Origin of the sequence: Mycolicibacterium flavescens (assembly GCF_001722335.1) — a bacterium.
Lineage (GTDB): Bacteria > Actinomycetota > Actinomycetes > Mycobacteriales > Mycobacteriaceae > Mycobacterium > Mycobacterium flavescens.
Map to the genome: position 1 here is coordinate 415,063 of NZ_MIHA01000001.1, position 17,349 is coordinate 432,411.

General features: G+C 67.8%; 19 protein-coding genes, 1 tRNA gene and 1 pseudogene. 13 read left to right on the plus strand and 8 right to left on the minus strand.

Annotated features, from left to right (window positions below; genetic code table 11):
* A complete protein-coding gene (locus BHQ18_RS01995) occupies positions 1 to 1,191 on the plus strand; it encodes an NAD(P)/FAD-dependent oxidoreductase (RefSeq protein ID WP_069411872.1) in 1,191 nt (396 codons plus the stop codon).
* Between the two features lie 3 nt (positions 1,192 to 1,194).
* Here the strand turns inward: BHQ18_RS01995 and BHQ18_RS02000 are convergent, their stop codons facing one another.
* Positions 1,195 to 1,461, minus strand: coding sequence for a YdeI/OmpD-associated family protein (locus tag BHQ18_RS02000; RefSeq protein ID WP_069411873.1), 267 nt, complete (start codon positions 1,459 to 1,461; stop codon positions 1,195 to 1,197).
* Positions 1,462 to 1,673: 212 nt separating this feature from the next.
* Here BHQ18_RS02000 and BHQ18_RS02005 point away from each other — a divergent pair, with 212 nt between their 5' ends.
* Positions 1,674 to 2,252, plus strand: a complete 579-nt coding sequence (locus BHQ18_RS02005) for a recombinase family protein (protein ID WP_084293819.1) — start codon at positions 1,674 to 1,676, stop codon at positions 2,250 to 2,252.
* A 28-nt stretch (positions 2,253 to 2,280) separates the two neighbouring features.
* Positions 2,281 to 3,132 carry a MerR family transcriptional regulator gene (locus BHQ18_RS02010; protein ID WP_069411875.1) on the plus strand — a complete coding sequence of 284 codons (852 nt, stop codon included), beginning with the start codon at positions 2,281 to 2,283 and terminating at the stop codon, positions 3,130 to 3,132.
* On the opposite strand, the gene BHQ18_RS02015 is transcribed toward BHQ18_RS02010, so the two are convergent.
* Complete coding sequence (locus tag BHQ18_RS02015; protein WP_069411876.1) at positions 3,103 to 3,942, minus strand: SDR family NAD(P)-dependent oxidoreductase; 840 nt, start codon at positions 3,940 to 3,942, stop codon at positions 3,103 to 3,105. The two genes, BHQ18_RS02010 and BHQ18_RS02015, sit on opposite strands and share 30 nt — an antisense overlap.
* Positions 3,939 to 4,289, minus strand: a complete 351-nt coding sequence (locus BHQ18_RS02020) for a nuclear transport factor 2 family protein (RefSeq protein WP_069411877.1) — start codon at positions 4,287 to 4,289, stop codon at positions 3,939 to 3,941. Before BHQ18_RS02020 ends, BHQ18_RS02015 begins: the two co-directional genes overlap by 4 nt.
* Positions 4,290 to 4,380: 91 nt before the next feature.
* Between BHQ18_RS02020 and BHQ18_RS02025 the strand changes: the two genes are divergently transcribed.
* The 4 genes and pseudogenes from BHQ18_RS02025 to BHQ18_RS02040 form a co-directional block, all read left to right on the plus strand.
* Positions 4,381 to 4,626, plus strand: a complete 246-nt coding sequence (locus BHQ18_RS02025; RefSeq protein ID WP_069411878.1) for a hypothetical protein — start codon at positions 4,381 to 4,383, stop codon at positions 4,624 to 4,626.
* 130 nt (positions 4,627 to 4,756) lie between these two features.
* Positions 4,757 to 5,782, plus strand: coding sequence for a hypothetical protein (locus BHQ18_RS02030; protein WP_234794045.1), 1,026 nt, complete (start codon positions 4,757 to 4,759; stop codon positions 5,780 to 5,782).
* 76 nt (positions 5,783 to 5,858) lie between these two features.
* Positions 5,859 to 6,155 (plus strand): DUF732 domain-containing protein, encoded by a 297-nt coding sequence (locus tag BHQ18_RS02035; RefSeq protein ID WP_069411880.1) that lies wholly within the window; start codon positions 5,859 to 5,861, stop codon positions 6,153 to 6,155.
* A 173-nt stretch (positions 6,156 to 6,328) separates the two neighbouring features.
* Positions 6,329 to 7,858: pseudogene (locus BHQ18_RS02040) on the plus strand (HNH endonuclease signature motif containing protein); the annotation flags it as partial.
* A 1,013-nt stretch (positions 7,859 to 8,871) separates the two neighbouring features.
* Here the strand turns inward: BHQ18_RS02040 and BHQ18_RS02050 are convergent.
* Entirely contained in the window at positions 8,872 to 9,210 is a 339-nt protein-coding gene (locus BHQ18_RS02050; RefSeq protein WP_069411881.1) for a hypothetical protein, read from the minus strand.
* On the opposite strand from BHQ18_RS02050, the gene BHQ18_RS02055 reads away from it, so the two are divergent.
* Positions 9,203 to 9,508 (plus strand): hypothetical protein, encoded by a 306-nt coding sequence (locus BHQ18_RS02055; protein WP_131815642.1) that lies wholly within the window; start codon positions 9,203 to 9,205, stop codon positions 9,506 to 9,508. The genes BHQ18_RS02050 and BHQ18_RS02055 overlap by 8 nt on opposite strands.
* 98 nt (positions 9,509 to 9,606) lie before the next feature.
* On the opposite strand, the gene BHQ18_RS30000 is transcribed toward BHQ18_RS02055, so the two are convergent.
* From BHQ18_RS30000 to pgm, 4 genes are all read right to left on the minus strand, one after another.
* Entirely contained in the window at positions 9,607 to 9,771 is a 165-nt protein-coding gene (locus BHQ18_RS30000; protein ID WP_165614517.1) for a hypothetical protein, read from the minus strand.
* Positions 9,772 to 10,441: 670 nt separating this feature from the next.
* A tRNA-Ala gene (locus BHQ18_RS02060) sits at positions 10,442 to 10,514 on the minus strand.
* A gap of 55 nt (positions 10,515 to 10,569) precedes the next feature.
* Positions 10,570 to 11,838: an MFS transporter gene (locus BHQ18_RS02065; RefSeq protein ID WP_069411883.1), complete on the minus strand. Its 1,269-nt coding sequence runs from the start codon at positions 11,836 to 11,838 to the stop codon at positions 10,570 to 10,572.
* Positions 11,835 to 13,469, minus strand: a complete 1,635-nt coding sequence (pgm, locus tag BHQ18_RS02070) for a phosphoglucomutase (alpha-D-glucose-1,6-bisphosphate-dependent) (protein ID WP_069411884.1) — start codon at positions 13,467 to 13,469, stop codon at positions 11,835 to 11,837. The genes BHQ18_RS02065 and pgm overlap by 4 nt, the downstream gene beginning before the upstream one ends.
* Before the next feature lie 61 nt (positions 13,470 to 13,530).
* Here pgm and crcB (BHQ18_RS02075) point away from each other — a divergent pair, with 61 nt between their 5' ends.
* The 5 genes from crcB (BHQ18_RS02075) to mbtN all read left to right on the plus strand — a co-directional run bounded on the left by crcB (BHQ18_RS02075) (position 13,531) and on the right by mbtN (position 17,328).
* Entirely contained in the window at positions 13,531 to 13,902 is a 372-nt protein-coding gene (gene crcB / locus BHQ18_RS02075; protein WP_069411885.1) for a fluoride efflux transporter CrcB, read from the plus strand.
* Positions 13,899 to 14,264: a fluoride efflux transporter CrcB gene (gene crcB, locus BHQ18_RS02080; RefSeq protein ID WP_069412009.1), complete on the plus strand. Its 366-nt coding sequence runs from the start codon at positions 13,899 to 13,901 to the stop codon at positions 14,262 to 14,264. Before crcB (BHQ18_RS02075) ends, crcB (BHQ18_RS02080) begins: the two co-directional genes overlap by 4 nt.
* Positions 14,265 to 14,333: 69 nt before the next feature.
* A complete protein-coding gene (locus tag BHQ18_RS02085) occupies positions 14,334 to 14,603 on the plus strand; it encodes a mycobactin biosynthesis acyl carrier protein MbtL (RefSeq protein WP_084293821.1) in 270 nt (89 codons plus the stop codon).
* Positions 14,604 to 14,608: 5 nt separating this feature from the next.
* Entirely contained in the window at positions 14,609 to 16,174 is a 1,566-nt protein-coding gene (gene mbtM / locus BHQ18_RS02090) for a long-chain-fatty acid--ACP ligase MbtM (protein WP_084293845.1), read from the plus strand.
* Positions 16,171 to 17,328, plus strand: a complete 1,158-nt coding sequence (gene mbtN, locus BHQ18_RS02095; RefSeq protein WP_069411886.1) for a mycobactin biosynthesis acyl-ACP dehydrogenase MbtN — start codon at positions 16,171 to 16,173, stop codon at positions 17,326 to 17,328. Before mbtM ends, mbtN begins: the two co-directional genes overlap by 4 nt.
* Positions 17,329 to 17,349: the final 21 nt, after the last annotated feature.

Consider the following 17,349-nt stretch of genomic DNA (forward strand, 5'->3'; position numbering starts at 1 on the left):
GTGCCGGCGAACGTTCTCGTGGTGGGCTCCGGTTTCGCGGGGCTGTGGGCCGCAGTCGGTGCGGCGCGCCGCCTCGACGAACTCGGTGTACGCGATGTCGACGTGACCGTCGTCAGCCCGCAGCCGTACCACGACATCCGGGTCCGGAACTACGAACCGGACCTGAGCGACTGCCGGATCCCGTTGCACGACTTACTCGCTCCCGCCGGTGTCCGATACGTCGGCGCCGCGGTGACCGACGTCGACGCCGCGACGGTCCGCACCGACGACGGCGCGGAGCTCGGATACGACCGCCTGGTACTGGCAATGGGCAGTCGCATCGTCCGCCCGGACGTGCCGGGACTCGCCGAGTTCGGTTTCGACGTCGACACCTACGACGCCGCCGTTCGGCTACAGCGTCATCTTCGCGAGCTACCCGCCGATGACCCGGCCTCGGCGACAGCCGTCGTCGTCGGCGCAGGACTGACCGGAATCGAAACCGCCGGCGAGTTGCCCGCAACGCTGGCCGCGCTCGGCGGTCGCATCACCCCACGGGTGATACTCGTGGACCGCAATCCGCACGTCGGCTCGGACATGGGCTCGGCGGCGCGACCCGTCATCGAACGGGCTTTGCGCGACAACGGTATCGAAGTGCGGACTTCGGTGGGGCTCACCGCGATCGACGCGCGCAGCGCCACGCTGTCGGACGGCGAGGTCATCGCGACCGCCACCGTGGTGTGGTGCGCGGGGATGCGGGCGCACCCGTTGACCGAGCGGCTCGGGGTTCCGATGGACCGACTGGGGCGTCTGCCGGTCGACGACTATCTGCGCGTCGAGCGAATGACGGGAGTCTTCGCGGCCGGTGACGTGGCGGCCGCGCGAATGGACGACGAGCACATGTCGGTGATGTCGTGTCAGCACAGCAGGCCGATGGGCCGCTTCGCCGGCTACAACGTGATCGGCGATCTGCTCGGGGAACCCATGATGCCGCTACGGATTCCCTGGTATGTCACGGTGCTCGACCTCGGTGCCGCGGGTGCGGTCTACACCGAGGGCTGGGATCGCCGGGTGGTCGCCGACGGCGCGACGGCCAAGGCGACGAAGCGGGTCATCAACCGCGAGCGCATCTATCCCCCGCGCACCGGAGGCCGGGACGCGCTGCTGGCCGCGGCCGCCCCGACCGTGCAGACGGCGCCGACGCACGAGGGATAGCCGCTACCGGCCGGTGCGTTCGCGGTGTTTGCAGCCGGGCCAGCAGCACGGCCGACGTTTGCCTTCTTCGAGTTCCTCCTGGGTGCGCCGGATGCGGCGTTCGCGGGTCTTCTGCTGCTTGGCGTCCTCGACCCAGCAGATGAACTCGTTGCGCGCCAGCGGCGTGATGTCATTCCAGGCGGCCAGTGCGGTGTCGTTGGCGAGCAACGCGGTCCGCAGATCCGACGGCAATTCGTGGACCACGCCACCGGAGATTCGGGGGCTACCCATGGTCGTCACCCTAGATGACCGGACGCAGCTCGACCGGGACCCAATCCGGGATTTCCCTACATTTTCGCGTCGCCGGTACGGCTGCAAATTGCCGCGAGAGTCACAAACGGCCAGATTGTGCGCGGACCGAAGATATTTGAAAAGTCGAGTTATGTTTTTCGACGGAGGACGAACCCTGCACTCATGATCAACACCCGTATACGCTTCGGCGCGTGTTCCACACAGCGGCGGCATACAGCGGGCGCGCCTTCGGATACGCCTCGCCGTGTTCGTCACCGCAGTCAGTGGACCGGCAGCGCAAGGTCCTCGTCGAGAGCGGTATCGCGGCGGACGCCGTGTTCGACGAACTGACCCCGTGGACGGGTCGCCGCGCCGTCCTCACGATGCTGTTGACGACGGTGCGCCCCGGTGACTCGGTAACGGTGGTCGGGCTGCACCGCCTCGGGCACTCCGACGCCGAGATCGCCGACCGGGTGGCGGACTTCAGAGCGCGCGGAGTTTTCGTCCGAGCCTTGACGGACACCTCCGACGAAACCCTGATACCGATCTCGTTCAACCGCGGTCCGACTCATCCGCTGGCTGTGCAGCCTGCTGCCGACGCCGGGCCGATCGCGGCGCCGTTCGGAAGGACCCGGCCCATCGGGCGGCCCGCGGCGCTGGACGCCTCCAAGACCGCCGCAGCGCGCCGCATGCTCGCCGGCGGGATGTCGAAAACCGCCGTCGCGAAGGCGCTCGGTGTCAGCAGACCGACGCTGTACAAGGCACTGGCCGCATCGGAGTACCGGGGCTGAACCTCGGCGCAGCAGGCACACTGGGACCATGCGTCCGACCTTGACCATCGGCGAGTTCGCCACCCTGACGCATCTCAGCGTGCGCACGTTGCGTCGCTATCACGAGGCAGGCCTGCTGGAACCCGCGTACGTCGACCCGGCCACCGGTTACCGCTACTACACAAGCCAGCAGATCCCGACCGCCCAGGTGATCCACCGGCTCCGGCAACTCGACGTGCCGCTCGCCGAGATCCGTTCCGTGCTCGCCACCGACGATCCGCACCGGCGTGCCGAGGTGATCGCCGGCCACGCCCGCCGGCTCGAAAAAGAGCTGGCCCGGACGCAGGCGGCCGTCGTATCGCTGCGCCGGCTGCTGAACCCGGAGCCGCCCTCCATCGACGTCGAGTTGCGGTCACTGCCGCGCCGGACGGTCGCCGCGATCACCGGCCGCGTCGAGTTCGGCCGCTCGCTGGCGTGGTACGACGAGGCGATGGCCGAACTCGACGCCGCGTTCCCGCCAGCCGAGCGCACCGGACCGCCCGGCGGGCAGTACGCCAACGCACTGTTCACTCACGGCGCCGGGACGATGACGGTGTACCGACCCGTCCGGGAGCCGCGGGCGTCGGGCCGGATCGAGGTGATCGAGCTGGCGCCTGCCGAACTCGCGGTCACCGTCCACGCCGGTCCGCACGACGATCTCGACGTCACCTACGGCCGCCTCGGCGACTGGGTGGTGACGCACGCGCTGACCGTCGACGGACCGGTGCACGAGAGCTATCTGGTGGGTCCGCGCGACACAACCGATTCCGATGAGTGGCGGACCGAGATCGGGTGGCCGGTATTCCGGGTCACGCCCAGCGTCGGACAGGACTCAGGTCGGGAAATCCACACCACGCGATAGCTTTTCGTGTGATCGGATTTCGGCCAGCGAATCTTCGAGCGCGGCGACTGCGACGTCGAACCCGCCACTGCCGAGCACCAACCGTCGCGGCGGCGGGTTCTCGGCCATGGCGCTGATCACCGCGCGTACACCGCGCCGGGGGTCGCCGGGCTGGGCGCCGTCCTGCTCGACCATCGCTGCGCGCACCTGTTCGAGCATGGCCCGGTACTCGGGAACGGGCTCGTCGATCGGCTCGTCGGCGAACCCCGAATATGCGCGGGTGCGGAACGCCCCCGGTTCTACTGCCATCACTCTGATTCCGAACGGCGCCATCTCCTCGCGGAGCTGTTCGGTCACCGCCTCGAGCGCGAATTTCGTTGCGCTGTAGAACCCGAAGCCGGTGACGCCGCGCAGCCCGGCCACCGAGGACATGTTCAGGATCCACCCGTCGCCCCTGGCGCGCATACCGGGCAGCGCGGCCCTCGTCACCGACAGCACGGAGAAGAAGTTCAGCTCGAACATCTGGCGCACGGCGGAATCGGCCATGCCTTCGATCGACCCGTACCAGCCGCGCCCGGCGTTGTTGACCAGAACGTCGATGCCGCCGAGGTGATCCTCGGCGGCGCGGACGGCTTCACGCACCTGATCCGCGTCGGTGACGTCGAGGGTCGGGACGAGGACGCGGTCGCCGAATCCCTGGGCCCAGTCGGTGAGTTCGGCGGGACGACGGGCCGTCAGCGCCACCCGGTCGCCGATCTCGAGGGCCGCCTCGGCGAAAGCCATACCGAACCCGCCGGGAGTACCGCCGGTGATGAACCATGTCCGGCTCATGGCTCGATCACCAGCCGGGTGATCAGACCGCGGTCGAGGGTGAAGCGGAAACGTAGATCGGCCACGCCGCCGGGAAAGTCCCCTTCGAGGTGTTGCACGACCTCGAAGGTGGTCCCGTCGACTTCGGTCGCACCGATGTATTCCGTCGTATAGGTGTACTGGTTGCTGGTGGCGCTGAGCCAGCCGACGACCTGGTCACGTCCGTGGTACGTGTGGCCCTCGTCGGTGACCGCAGCGTCGGCGGTGAACGTGTCACGCGCGGCGTCGACGTCGCCCGCGTCGTGGGCGGCGAGGTAAGTCTTGACCGCAGCGGGCAGATCGTTCAATTCGATGTGGTGCGTAGTCATGACGCCACCATCGGGTCTCCCCCTGGGAGAGGGTCAAGCCGCGTCACGATCAGTACATTCGAGATATGGCCGAGGCGGGAAGCGGTGCGCGGTGAGCGATCACCTGGTGACAGCTGTCGCCTACGCCGGGGTCGCGGTCGCCGTCGGCTGGTGGTTCTGGCGCACTCAGGGCGATGGTGTGCGTCCCGTGCCGCATGCTGTGGGCACCGTGGTGTTCGCGCTGTTGTGGCCGCTGGCGCTGCCCTACCGCGCGGCTGTTCGCGGCGCTTTGCACCTCGTCGCCCGGTACCGGTTGCGTCGGCGCACGACTGAGGACCGGCCGCGCCTGCGCAACTGAGCGGGCAAACTTCGACAGGGCTGCGCTCGTATCTTTGCTGCACGGGGACTTGCGGGCCCTGGTGAGCGTCATACGCTCACCGGAGGATTTGTCGGACCCGTCGTTATCCTGTAGCTATGGGGAGACAGGGGTGGACCGCGTTGATCGCGGTAGCAACCGGGGATTCAGCGCGCCCACGGGTAGACGAGTCATGAGTAGCAAGAAGTCGAGTGACGCTATCGGCGGCGTGATCGTCTTTGTTGTGGTCGTGATTGCTCTGATTCCGAAAGAGGTGTGGATTTTCGTCGGCGTTGTCGCCGGACTGGGGGTCGTCACCGCAGGGATCGCCTGGGCGATCAAGACCTACGACGAGCACCGCGCGGCAGCGGAAGCCCGCGAGATCGCCGAACGCGAGGCGGCAGCGGCTGCCGAGAAGCGCGAGCGAGAGGAACAGGCTCGCCGCGAAAAGCAGTGGCGCATGCGAGCGTTGGGCAAGAAGAACGCGGCCCGCGTCGAATCCGCGTTGACTGCCATTGAACAGGTCGCCGCGTCGGAAGCGGCGCGTGCCGGGTGGCTCGGTGATGTCGACTTCACGGCCGACGTCGTTGCGATCACCGCCGGGTTTGAGAAAGCGCACGCACTGCGCAAGGTCATCGACCAGTTGTCGGCGTTGGACAACCCCGGCGCCGACGACAAAAAGATCCTCGCGGAGGCGAGGGCCACCGTCGACGATCTCGAGAAGGCATCTGTCGAACGGGTCGAGCTGATCGGGAAGTGCGCACGAGAGGCGCGCCTGATCGACGAATCCCTGCGTGACGAACGGAAAGCGGCGCGAACCGCGGAGCAACGCGCAGAACTGCACGCCAAGTTGAGCGCGATGCTTTACGGCATCGAAGCGGCCCCGGACACCAAACCGCAGAATTCAGCGGCGGATGCGGTGATGGCGCGAGTGCAGGCGTACCGCGACATCAAGAACCAGATCCAGCTGACCGGGTCTCCCGGCCACGAGCGACCCGACGCGGTGACCTCAGAACGACTGCTGGCGTTGAAGGCCCAGGTCGCGCCGCGGACGGTCCGATGCTTCAACTGCGACTATGTGCAGAAGGTTCACGCGACGGCCACGGTGGTGTCGTGCGTCAACTGTCACGTTCGAATGAAGTTGAGGGCCAGGACGTAACTACTCGGTCTCAACGTGTCGAGGTCTTGCGTGTCAGCACCTTCAAGCGGGTAACCGGCGATAGGAAGGACTCACTATGGCCGTGCTTACGAAGATTCTCGTTCTGTCCGCCGCGACCGCGCTGATCGGCGCGCCGGTGGCGGCGGCGTCGCCCGAGAGCGACTTCTGCGCGAGCATGGCCGGTGCGGGGTTCACCGGGGATTGCGCCACCATCACGACGCTCGCGCGGGATGTCTGCACGCAGACCGACCGCGGCGTCGATCTGGACACGCTGCTGGCGATATTGGATCAGGCGACCCGGGACGAGAACCTGTCGAACTACGTCGTCGCCGGCGCTCGCCTGTATTTCTGCCCGCCGGCGTCTGCGACGTAATTCGCTTACGGGCCTGAGTTGATTGGCCGGGCGTCCCGCTCGCCCAGCACCGCGAGCGTGCATGTCTGCACACGACACGCCGCGCAAATTCCGGCGTTCGTGCACGCTCGCGCCGCGCCGAGAGTGCCCGACTGTCAAAGGATTCGACGCGCCCGAGACTTGTCAGACCTCGAATGTATGTTCGAAGTATGTCGGGGACGGAGTTGCAGGACGCGATGGCCGGGTTGCGGGCGGCCGTTGACCGGTTGGCGGCCTGCGATTTCGACCTGTCGACGGCCCCGGAACTGATCGAGGTTCTCGATGAGCTGGAGACCCAGCGTTGCCGGCTGCCCGCGGTCGGGCACCGCGCGTTGGCGCGCCTGCAGACCGAGACCACTCCGGCGGCGTTGGGCGCCAAATCGTGGCGAGAAGCCTTGAGTGTGCGGTGGCGGATCTCGACCAGTGAGGCCAACCGGCGCCTGACCGAGACTGAGCTGCTGGCCCCGCGCCAGGGGCTGACCGGCCAGATGCTGCCCCCGCGTCTGCCGGCCACCGCCGCCGCCCAAGCCCATGGGTTGATCACCGCCGAGCATGTGGACATCATCCGCAAGGCGATGAACAAGGTGCCCGGGTTCGTCGACACCGCCACCCGTGAGCGCTTCGAGCTGAAGTTGGTGCGCTGCGCGGCCGCTGCTGGGCCTAGCGCGGTGCAGGACAGCGCGGCGTTGCTGTTGTTTCTGATGGATCAGGACGGCCCGGTCCCCGATGAGGCCGAACGGGCCCGCAAACGCGGCGTGACCAAGTCCAAACAGGGCGAAGACGGCATGGTCGAACTACGCGCCACGATGACCCCCGAAGCGTGGGCGGTCTTCGAGGTGTTGTTCGCCAAGCTCGCCGCCCCCGGCATGTGCAACCCCGCCGACGAACACCCCTGCATCTCGGGCACACCGACCCAGGCCCAGATCGACAACGATCAGCGCAGCCTGGCCCAACGCCAGCATGACGCGCTGCTGGCCGTCGGGCGGATCGCGTTGATGAGTGGGGATCTGGGCCAACTCAACGGGCTGCCGGTCTCGGTCATCATCCGCACCACCCTGCAAGATCTGGAATCGCGGGCCGGGATCGGCACCACCGGCGGGGGCACCGTGGTCCCCATCGATGACGTGGTGCGCATGGCCGCTCACGCCCGTCACTACCTGGCAGTCTTCGACCGGGCCACCGGATCAGCACTGAACCTGTACCGCAGCAAACGCACCGCCAGCCGCGCGCAGCGGATCATGCTGATCGCCCGCGACGGGGGCTGCACCAAACCGGGCTGCACCGTCGGCGCCTACGGCTGCCAAGCCCATCACGTCACCGACGACTGGACCCACGGCGGCCAAACCAACGTCGATGAGCTCGGCCTGGCCTGTGGACCCGATAACCGCAGCGTCAACAACGACGGCGGCTGGACCACGAGGATGAGCCAACGCCACGACGTGGAATGGCTACCCCCACCACCACTGGACACCGGCCAAGCCCGCCTCAACTACCACCACCGCCCCGAACTGCTCCTACGCCCCGACAACGACGAGGACGAGGAACCCTTCGACCCAGCCGCCGAAGCGGCCGTCGGGGCCGACGAACCCGGAGACGACACGCAACCGGCAGATCCCCCCGACGGAGATCACCGCGATGCCGAACTACGCCCGGCGCCGGCCGACCGTGCCGGCGAGCCTGGTGGCCATCCAGAATCGGCCGAGTCGGTCGACCAACCGGGCGTGGCCGCAGAACCGGGCGATCCCGTCGACCAAGACCACCGCGAGCCCGATCCGCCGGCAGACTCGATCCACGAGAGCGAACGCTTGGAGCTGGCTTGCCCGCAACCGGCCGACGTGGACCGATACTGCACAGAAGCCGGTACCGACCCGCGACCGCCTGACCCCGTCGACGACGACGAACGATTCGAGCCGGCCGGGACCACAGAAGCCGCCAGCCAAGACCACCACCCCGAGGCCGGTGCCGACCCGCCACTGCCTGACCCCAGCGATCATCCCGGCGGACGCTCACCACCCGGCGGCCACGCGGCCTGACGGCCCACACCTTGAACCCGGTGACCAAGAAGCGGTCATCCGGGCTAGAGGCGTGCGCCGAGACTGTTTTGAGCTACACAGGGTGGGCGTCGGAGATGAGTGGGCGAAGAATTCGAACCTTCACGACCGTACGGAGTTGCTCCTGTCGAAGCACGCCGGCTCCTCAAACCTTATGGACACCGCCGCTGTGCCCTAGTCGATGAAGACAATCAGGCCGACGCCGTAGGAGTTCACGCCTACGCACCGTTTCGCTTCGGGCCAGTAGGTGGTGGCCGCTGATGTGCATTGCATTGTGTACGACTCGTTGGTGACTGGACTGTAAGCCGTGACGATCATTCCGGGTTGGCTGTACCACGCCCACCGAACATTGTCGGCGAAGGCGCAACTTGTGTCCGCGGTGACAACCCCACTCATGCCTGACGGGCAGACGGTGAATAGGTCGGCCGAGGCCACTGGTGCAACCAGTAAGCCCGCGACCAGACCGGCAGTAGCACCCCATGTAGAGCTTCTGCGAATGCCCATGACGCCCCCGACAACAGTCAAAAACAGATCCTAAGACTTATTCCATGTGTTTGCTAAAGGAGCTTCGAACAGCGGTCACTCATTGATCGGCCGACAACTGACGAGGCGTAAGTCCGCCGCGTCGGGTTACTAAAGACTGTCGATCACCGTAGCTGAGCCGGGAAGCAGTGCCAGGTGTCACGACCGTGGTTGCGGCACCATTGTCGCGCCCCCTCAGCGCTGGGGAAGCCTTCGGTCGCCACCGTCACCCAGAGGTCGTCGTCATCGAAGTTCCAGTCCCCCGACCACAGCAGGATCGCGCCGTACTGCTGCCGCAGCCGCAGGTGCTCCTGCCAGATATCGTCGTTGTCCCAAACGATCCCGTCATCGACGGTGCCTGGTCGCTTGGAACTCAACTGCGGCACCCAGAGGCTGCCCGCGTTGAGGCCAATGCGGGTGTCGAGAGCGGCCTGAGTACGCAGCTGTTGCAGGCTGGTGACCACTGGCACCGGCACCCTTGGGACGGCCGTGTCGTGTACGGGCGGCGGCGCGGCGACGGACGTCGGCGTCGGGGTATGCGTGCGTGCCGGCAACGACGGCTCCGGCGCGGCGGTGACCGTCGATCTGATGATGGTTGTCGGACCGGGTGTCGACGTCGGGGTGTTGGGAGTGTTGACCACCACCACGACCACAATCGCCGCGCAGATCATCACCGCCGCCGCCAAGATGGCCATGGCAATCACCGACGAGGAATCCGAGCGGGTCGTCACGATGGGCGTGGGAGCGCTCTCCAGACTGTAGGGATAGTCCTGGTAGTCGTTGTACCTGCTGTACCCCCACTGGGTCTCGGCGTTGGGGTCGACGTCGTCCGTACCGCTCAACATGTCACGTCGGCTCAACTAGTAGGCCGCCGAGGCGGCAGGAGCAGCGACGAGCTCGATGCCGACGGCAGCGAGTGTCCTTCTAATGCCCGTCGTCTCCTGGCGCATCATCAGCCGACGCTGCCCGGCGTACCAATCGGCACCTGCATCCCTGCCCAGTTGCACGGCGTCCAGGTCCGCCACGCGAACAAAGCGCACTGCTGCTCGGGAGTCAGAGACGGCGCACACGGCGGTGTCCCCGGCACTCCGCACACGGCCGGGTTGGCGGATGCCGCCCCCATCCCCATGCCGCCGCCAACGCCGATCGAGGCCGCAGCTATCCCGACCATCAATATCCGTTTCAACATGTTGAGCCCCCGCCCCTGTCTTCGATGTGAAGGGCTACTGCACTTGTCGCCGAGGCCACCCCGATGGCTGTTACGGCCTCGGCGACGCGGCTCGACTGTGGTCGAAATCGTTTGGCGTAGCCCATTTGATCTTGAAATGTGAGACGGCCCCCCAGGGTCCGCGCACAACACCAAGTGTGCGCTCGACGGCCAGAAAAGGAATCAGGCGTTTCCCTATGTTTTATTTGCTGGACCTCGACCAGGTGCCTTCGATGTCGGGCGACGAGCTGAGGTACCGACGTGCGCGACCACTTGGGCCTGCCTTCAAGCCCCGACCGTCAGGGACGTTGAGCCGATACCTTCTCAGCCGACTCGAAAAGAAGTGCTGGTCTGCTTTCCGCCAAGGCGGCGATGACCGAGAACTACTGGCTGGCGCCCCTTCGGACGCGACGGCGGGCCGAAGCCATATGCCGCGACCTTCGGCTGAATCCTCACGAGGTCGCGGCCCTCTGAACTGCGGAAATGAGTGGAGCTAAGGGGATTCGAACCCCTGACCCCCACACTGCCAGTGTGGTGCGCTACCAACTGCGCCATAGCCCCTTGAGTCGTGCTCATCGAAGTTACACCAACCGCACGGAGCCCTCAAAATCGCTGGTTACGGGACTTCCCCGCCGGCCTCCGGACCGAGTGGGCGCGCGGGCGTGTGCTGGTCCGACGGTCGCGGCCGCGTCTCCGGCGCGAAGATCCACCCGATTGCGGCCACGCCCAGGATCACCCCGCTGATCAGGAACGCCAACCCGAACGACGTGTGCTGCGCGATCAGCCCGACCAGCAGCGATCCGCCGATCGAGCCGAAGTCCGCCATCATCTGGAACGTCGCCACCGCGGTGCCGCCGCGCGACTTGCTGCCCACCACATCGGCGACCGCCGCCTGCTGCGGTGAGACGAAGATCCCGGTCGCCGCCCCCGCGATATACGCCGCCACCAGAAACACCGGCAGCGATGTGGTGTAGCCCACCAACGCCGTCGACACCGCCGCCAACGTCAACCCGAAGATCAACAGTTTGCGACGGCCCAGCCGGTCCGACAGATAGCCACTGGGGATCACGACCGAGATGTTGCCCACCGCGAACGCCGTCAGCGCCAGCCCCGCCGCACCGGGTCCACGCCCCAGCACCTCCACGACGAACAGCGGCACCAGCGCGATCCGCAACCCGAACGACGCCCACCCGGTCGCGAAGTTCGACAACAGCGCCGCCTGATAAGCCCGGTGCCGCATCACTTTCCGGAACGGCACCGCCGCCTCGACGTCGTCGTCAGACCTCCCGACCACCGCCGAGTTGCGCAAGCTGACGAACACCACCGTCGCCGCCACCAGCAGCGCGGCACCGTAGATCAGAAACGGCGCCGACAGCCCGAACCCGGCCGTGAGGCTGCCCAGGATCGGCCCGCCCACCGACCCGACCATGAAGCCCGACGAGAACAGCCCCGCCACCCGACCACGCGCGTCCGACGGCGAGATCCTGATCATCAACCCCAGCGACGACACCGTGAACATCGCCGAGCCGATCCCGCCCAGCGACCGGAACACCAACAGCTGCCAATACGTCTCGGCGAACGCGCACGCCGCCGTCGACACCGCGACGATCAGCAGCCCGCTGATGTAGACCCGCCGCTCCCCCAGCCGCTGCACCAGCAGCCCCGCAGGCGGCGCCCCGACCAGTCGCATCACCGCGAACGCCGTGATGACGAACGTCGCCGCGCTGATGCTCACCCCGAAGTGCCGGGCGTACTGCGGGAGCACCGGCGCCACCACGCCGTAACCCAGCGCCACCACCACGTTGGCGCCGACGAGCACCCACACTTCCCGGGGCAGCCGAGGTTTCGCGACCGGACGACAGTCGCTCTGCGGATCAGAGCTCACGCAATGACCCTATTGACCACCTCGCGCGCGGCCTCCTGCACCTCCGCCAGGTGTTCGGGTCCCTTGAACGACTCGGCGTAGATCTTGTACACGTCCTCGGTTCCCGACGGCCGCGCGGCGAACCACGCATTCTCGGTCGTGACCTTCAACCCTCCCAGCGGCGCACCGTTGCCCGGCGCGTTCGTCAGCTTGGCGGTGATCGGTTCGCCGGCCAGTTCGGTCGCGGTGACCTGCTCTGCGGACAGCTTGGCCAACCGCGCCTTCTGCTCGCGGTCGGCGGGCGCGTCGACGCGCGCGTAGGTCGGCGCGCCGTACCTCTCGGCCAGCGCGGCGTACCGCTGCGACGGCGTCTGACCCGTCACCGCCAGGATCTCCGAGGCCAGCAGCGCCAGGATGATGCCGTCCTTGTCGGTCGTCCACACCGACCCGTCGCGCCGCAGGAACGACGCGCCCGCGCTCTCCTCGCCGCCGAAACCGATTGTGCCGCTGATCAATCCGTCGACGAACCATTTGAACCCGACCGGCACCTCGACCAGCTTGCGGCCCAGCCCGGCCACGACGCGGTCGATGATCGACGAACTGACCGCGGTCTTGCCCACCGCCGTCGACTCCGGCCAGTCGGGCCGGTGCCCATACAGGTAGTCGATGGCCACCGCGAGATAGTGGTTCGGGTTGAGCAGCCCGCCGTCGGGGGTGACGATGCCGTGCCGGTCGGAGTCGGCGTCGTTCCCGGTGGCGATCTGGAATCGCTCGCGGTTGGCGATGAGCGACGCCATCGCGTTCGGCGAGCTGCAGTCCATCCGGATCTTGCCGTCGGTGTCGAGCGTCATGAACCGCCACGTCGCGTCCACCAGCGGGTTGACCACCGTCAGGTCGAGGTTGTGCCGCTCGGCGATGGCGCCCCAGTAGTCGACGCTGGCCCCGCCGAGCGGATCGGCGCCGATGCGGATCTTCTCCGCGCTGATCGCGTGCATGTCCACGACGCTGGGCAGGTCCGCGACGTACGCATCGAGATAGTCATACCGCTGCGCGTCGGCCAGCGCCGGGCCCAGCGGCACCCGCTTGACGCCGCGCAACTCGTCGCGCAGCAGCTCGTTGGCGCGCTTGGCGATCGCACCCGTGGCGTCGGTGTCGGCGGGCCCGCCGTTGGGCGGGTTGTACTTGAAGCCGCCGTCGCGCGGCGGGTTGTGCGACGGGGTGACGACGATGCCGTCGGCCAGACCGGCGCCGCGGCCGCGGTTGTAGGTCAGGATCGCGTGGCTGACCGCCGGCGTCGGGGTGTAGCGGTCCGCCGAATCGATCATCGTCACAACGTCGTTGGCGGCCAGCACCTCCAGCGCCGACACCCACGCCGGCTCCGACAGCGCGTGCGTGTCGCGGCCGATGAACAGCGGCCCGGTCGTGCCCTGAGCGGCGCGGTACTCGACGATCGCCTGCGTGGTGGCCACGATGTGCGCCTCGTTGAACGCCGCATCGAGGCTCGACCCGCGGTGGCCTGACGTGCCGAACGCCACCTGCTGGTCGACGTTGTCGGGGTCGGGCTCGCGGGTGTAGTACGCCGTCACCACCTGGGCGACGTCGATGAGGTCCTCGGGCTGCGCCGGCTGACCGGCTCGGGGGTTGGCCGCCATACCCCCGATTCTGCTCCTTGCACCGCGCCACGCGCGCCCCGGTGCGGCCATACTTTGGCCTGTGTTCGGTTACGACGGCCGTGAGGTGCTCGCCGTGTTCGTCGGCGGCGCGATCGGCACGGTCGTTCGCGCGGCCGTCGAGACCCTCGCCGCGCCCGAGCCGGGGCACTGGCCGTGGCCGACGTTCGCGGTGAACATCGTCGGAGCCTTCCTGCTCGGCTACGTGGCCACCCGGCTGCCGGACAACAGCTACCGCCGCCCGCTGCTGGGGACCGGCCTGTGCGGCGGGCTGACCACGTTCTCGACCATGCAGGTGGAGATGCTGCGGATGATCGAGCGCGAGCACTTCGCGCTGGCGGCCGGTTACGCCGTCGCCAGCATCACCGCCGGCCTGGTGGCTGGGTGGCTGGCGGCCAGATGGGCGCGGCGATGACCGTCGTGGCGTGGGTGTGCGTGGCGCTTCTCGGCGGCGCCGGCGCGGTGGCGCGCTTCCTCGTCGACCGCGCCGTGTCACACCGGTTGCCGGGACTGTTCCCGTCCGGGATCTTCGTGGTCAACATCTCCGGCGCACTGGTGCTCGGCGTGATCACCGGGCTGGCGCCGGGCCCGACGACGACGCTGCTGGCCGGGGTGGCGTTCGTCGGCGCCTACACCACGTTCTCCACCTGGATGCTGCAGACGCTCGAGCTGCGCGACGGCGGGCGCACCGGGCTGGCCGTCACCAACATCGTGGCGAGCGTCATTCTCGGGCTGGCGGCCGCCGCGGCGGGCCACTGGATCGGCACTCTACTGTGACGTTTGCTGGGTGTGACGTGCGGGTGTAAGCCTAGCCTTACCTGATTCGACGTAGTACCGTCGCACGCCGTGAACCCGTCTAATCCAGAAGCCGTCAGCGTCGCGCTTGCCGAGATCCTGCGCGACGACATGAACGTCGACGTCCGACGAGTCACCCGCGACTCCCGCCTCATCGACGACGTCGGCCTCGACTCGGTCGCGTTCGCGGTCGGCATGGTGGCCATCGAGGACCGACTGGGCGTGGCGCTCAGCGAAGAGGATCTTCTGAGCTGCGACACGATCGGCGACTTGGAAGCGGCCATCCTGGCCAAAGCGACTGCGACACCGACGAACTCGTGACCGAGCTGGCGGCGGCGCTGTCGGCGGCCATGTCCAGCGCCCCAACCAGTCTGGCGGTGCTCGACAGCGGCCGATGGTCGCGCCACCCCTGGCCGGAGGTGCATGCCCGCGCGGAGAACGTGGCCGAACGGATCTGCGCTGACGGCGCCACCCGCGTCGGGTTGATCGGCGAACCGACGGTCGAGTTCATCGCCGCCATCCCCGGCGCGTTCTTCGCCGGCGCGGGGCTGTCGATCCTGCCCGGCCCGATCCGGCGCGCCGACCCCGACCAGTGGGCCCGCAGCACGCTTGCGCGGCTCGGGGGCATCGGAGTGACGTCGGTGCTCAGCCAGGGAGACGAACTGGCCCTGCTGCGCACGCACGCCGACGGGATCACCGTGCACGATCTCGGCGAGGTCGGGCACCCGCGCCGTTCGACGACGTTCCGCGGGCCCGACTCGGCCGACGTGGCCATCCTGCAGGGCACCGCCGGCTCGACGGGAACGCCTCGGACAGCGCAGATTTCGCCTGCCGCATCGCTGGCCAACCTTCGTGGGCTGATCACCCGCATCAACGTCGACCAGCGCAGCAGGCTGCACAGCTGGCTGCCGATCTACCACGACATGGGACTGTCTTTCGTGCTGGTGGCCACGCTCGCGGGCGGCGATCTGTGGCAGGCCCCGACGACGGCGTTCGCCGGCTCCCCGTTCAACTGGCTCAAATGGCTCACCGAGAGCCAAGCCACCATGACCGCGGCACCGAACATGGCGTTCAACCTGATTGGCAAGTACGCAGGCAGCCTCTCGGGTTACGACCTGTCCAATCTCGGCTTCACGCTCAACGGCGGAGAGCCGGTCGACTGTCTGGGCTACCAGCGTTTCGCCGACGAGATGAGCCGGTTCGGCTTCGAGCCCAGCTCGCTGGCGCCCTCCTACGGCCTGGCCGAATCCACCTGTGCCGTCACCATTCCCGAGCCGTTCTCCGGGCTCCGCGTCGACGACGTCACGGTCGGCACCGGGGCCGGCGAGGCGACCCGACGGTTCGCCGTGCTCGGCCATCCGATCGACGGCATGCAGGTGCGGATCAACACCGACTGCGCCCACGCCACCGAGGTGACCGGACGCGAGGTCGGCGAGGTCGAGGTGCGCGGCACGTCGTTGATGACCGGCTACGTCGGCGAGACGCCACTCGACCCGCGAGAGTGGCTTCGCACCGGTGATCTCGGTTATCTGACCGACGACGGGCTGGTCGTCTGCGGTCGCGCCAAGGAACTGATCACTGTCGCCGGCCGCAACGTGTTCCCCACCGAGATCGAACGCATCGCCGCCGAGATCGACGGTGTGCGTGACGGCTGCGTCGTCGCGGTCGGCACCGGCGAGGCCTCGGCACGTCCCGGTCTGGTGATCGCCGCGGAGTTCAAGGGCAACGACGAACCCGCCGCCCGCAGCGCCGTGGTGGCCCGCGTCGCGTCGCACTGCGGCGTCGTGCCCGCCGACGTGATGTTCGTCAAACCCGGTGCGCTGCCGCGGACCTCGTCGGGCAAGCTGCGCAGGCTCGAAGTCAAGCGCACGCTGGAGGGAGCAGGCAGATGAGCAACGCCGACACACTCGCCGAGTTTCGCGAGCTCCTCGACCGGGTCTTCGACGACCGGGTGACTCAGTGGACCGCGAAAGCCGAAGAGAGCGAGCAGTTTCCGAGGGAGCTGATCGAGTACCTCGGCGCCGAGGGCGTGTTCGCTGCCAAATGGCCGCCCGGACAGCAGCATCCCGACGTCGCCAAGGTCATCGAACTGGCCCGCAAGCTGGGCACCCTGGGTTCGGCCGGTATCGGCGTCGGCGTGGGGCTGCACGATTCGGCGATCGCGATCCTTCGCCGCTTCGGCAAGTCCGACTACCTCAAGGACATCGCCGAGAAGGCCGTGCGCGGTGAGGCCGTGCTGTGCATCGGCGCATCCGAACAGTCCGGCGGGTCGGACCTGCAGATCGTCGGCACCGAGATCCGCTCGGTGCGCGATGGTTTCGAGGTCAAAGGCGTCAAGAAGTTCGTGTCGCTCTCGCCGATCGCCGACCATGTCATGTGCGTGGCGCGTCACGTCGACCACGACCCGAACAGCAAGCACGGCAGCGTCGTGGTGATCGCTGTGCCGCTGGCGCAGTGCGAGGTTCAGACGCCGTACCGCAAGGTCGGCGCGGGCCCGTTGGACACCGCCGCCGTGCACATCGACACCTGGGTGCCCGCCGATGCGCTGGTGGCGCGCGCCGGCATCGGGCTGGCCGCGATCTCGTGGGGGCTGGCGCAGGAACGGATGTCGGTCGCCGGTCTGGTGTCGACCTCGGCACAACGTGTCATTGGAATCACGTTGGCGCGCATGATGGCTCGTCGGCAGTTCGGTCACACGCTGTATGAGCACCAGGCGCTGCGGCTGCGGATGGCCGACCTGCAGGCCCGCGTCGACATGTTGCGGTATGCCCTGGACGGGATCGCGGCGACCGGAAAGCTCGACCTGCGTACCGCGGCGGCGATGAAGGTCAACGCCGCACGGCTGGGCGAGGAGGTCGTCAACGAATGTATGCACATCTTCGGCGGCTCGGGCTATCTCGTCGACGAGACCCCGCTGGGCCGGTGGTGGCGGGACATGAAGCTCGCCCGCGTCGGCGGCGGCACCGACGAGGTGCTGTGGGAGCTGGTGGCGGCGGCCATGAAACCCGACCACGACGGCTACGCCGAGTTCAACCAGCTCCCCTGAGCCCGCCGAGCAGTCGCAAAG

Coding starts and splice junctions, on each gene's coding strand:
- BHQ18_RS02000 (WP_069411873.1), bottom strand. CDS start 1,461: ATGGGTAGCCCCCGAATCTCCGGTGGCGTGGTCCACGAATTGCCGTCG.
- BHQ18_RS02010 (WP_069411875.1), top strand. CDS start 2,281: ATGCGTCCGACCTTGACCATCGGCGAGTTCGCCACCCTGACGCATCTC.
- BHQ18_RS02015 (WP_069411876.1), bottom strand. CDS start 3,942: ATGAGCCGGACATGGTTCATCACCGGCGGTACTCCCGGCGGGTTCGGT.
- BHQ18_RS02020 (WP_069411877.1), bottom strand. CDS start 4,289: ATGACTACGCACCACATCGAATTGAACGATCTGCCCGCTGCGGTCAAG.
- BHQ18_RS02035 (WP_069411880.1), top strand. CDS start 5,859: ATGGCCGTGCTTACGAAGATTCTCGTTCTGTCCGCCGCGACCGCGCTG.
- pgm (WP_069411884.1), bottom strand. CDS start 13,469: ATGGCGGCCAACCCCCGAGCCGGTCAGCCGGCGCAGCCCGAGGACCTC.
- crcB (WP_069412009.1), top strand. CDS start 13,899: ATGACCGTCGTGGCGTGGGTGTGCGTGGCGCTTCTCGGCGGCGCCGGC.
- mbtN (WP_069411886.1), top strand. CDS start 16,171: ATGAGCAACGCCGACACACTCGCCGAGTTTCGCGAGCTCCTCGACCGG.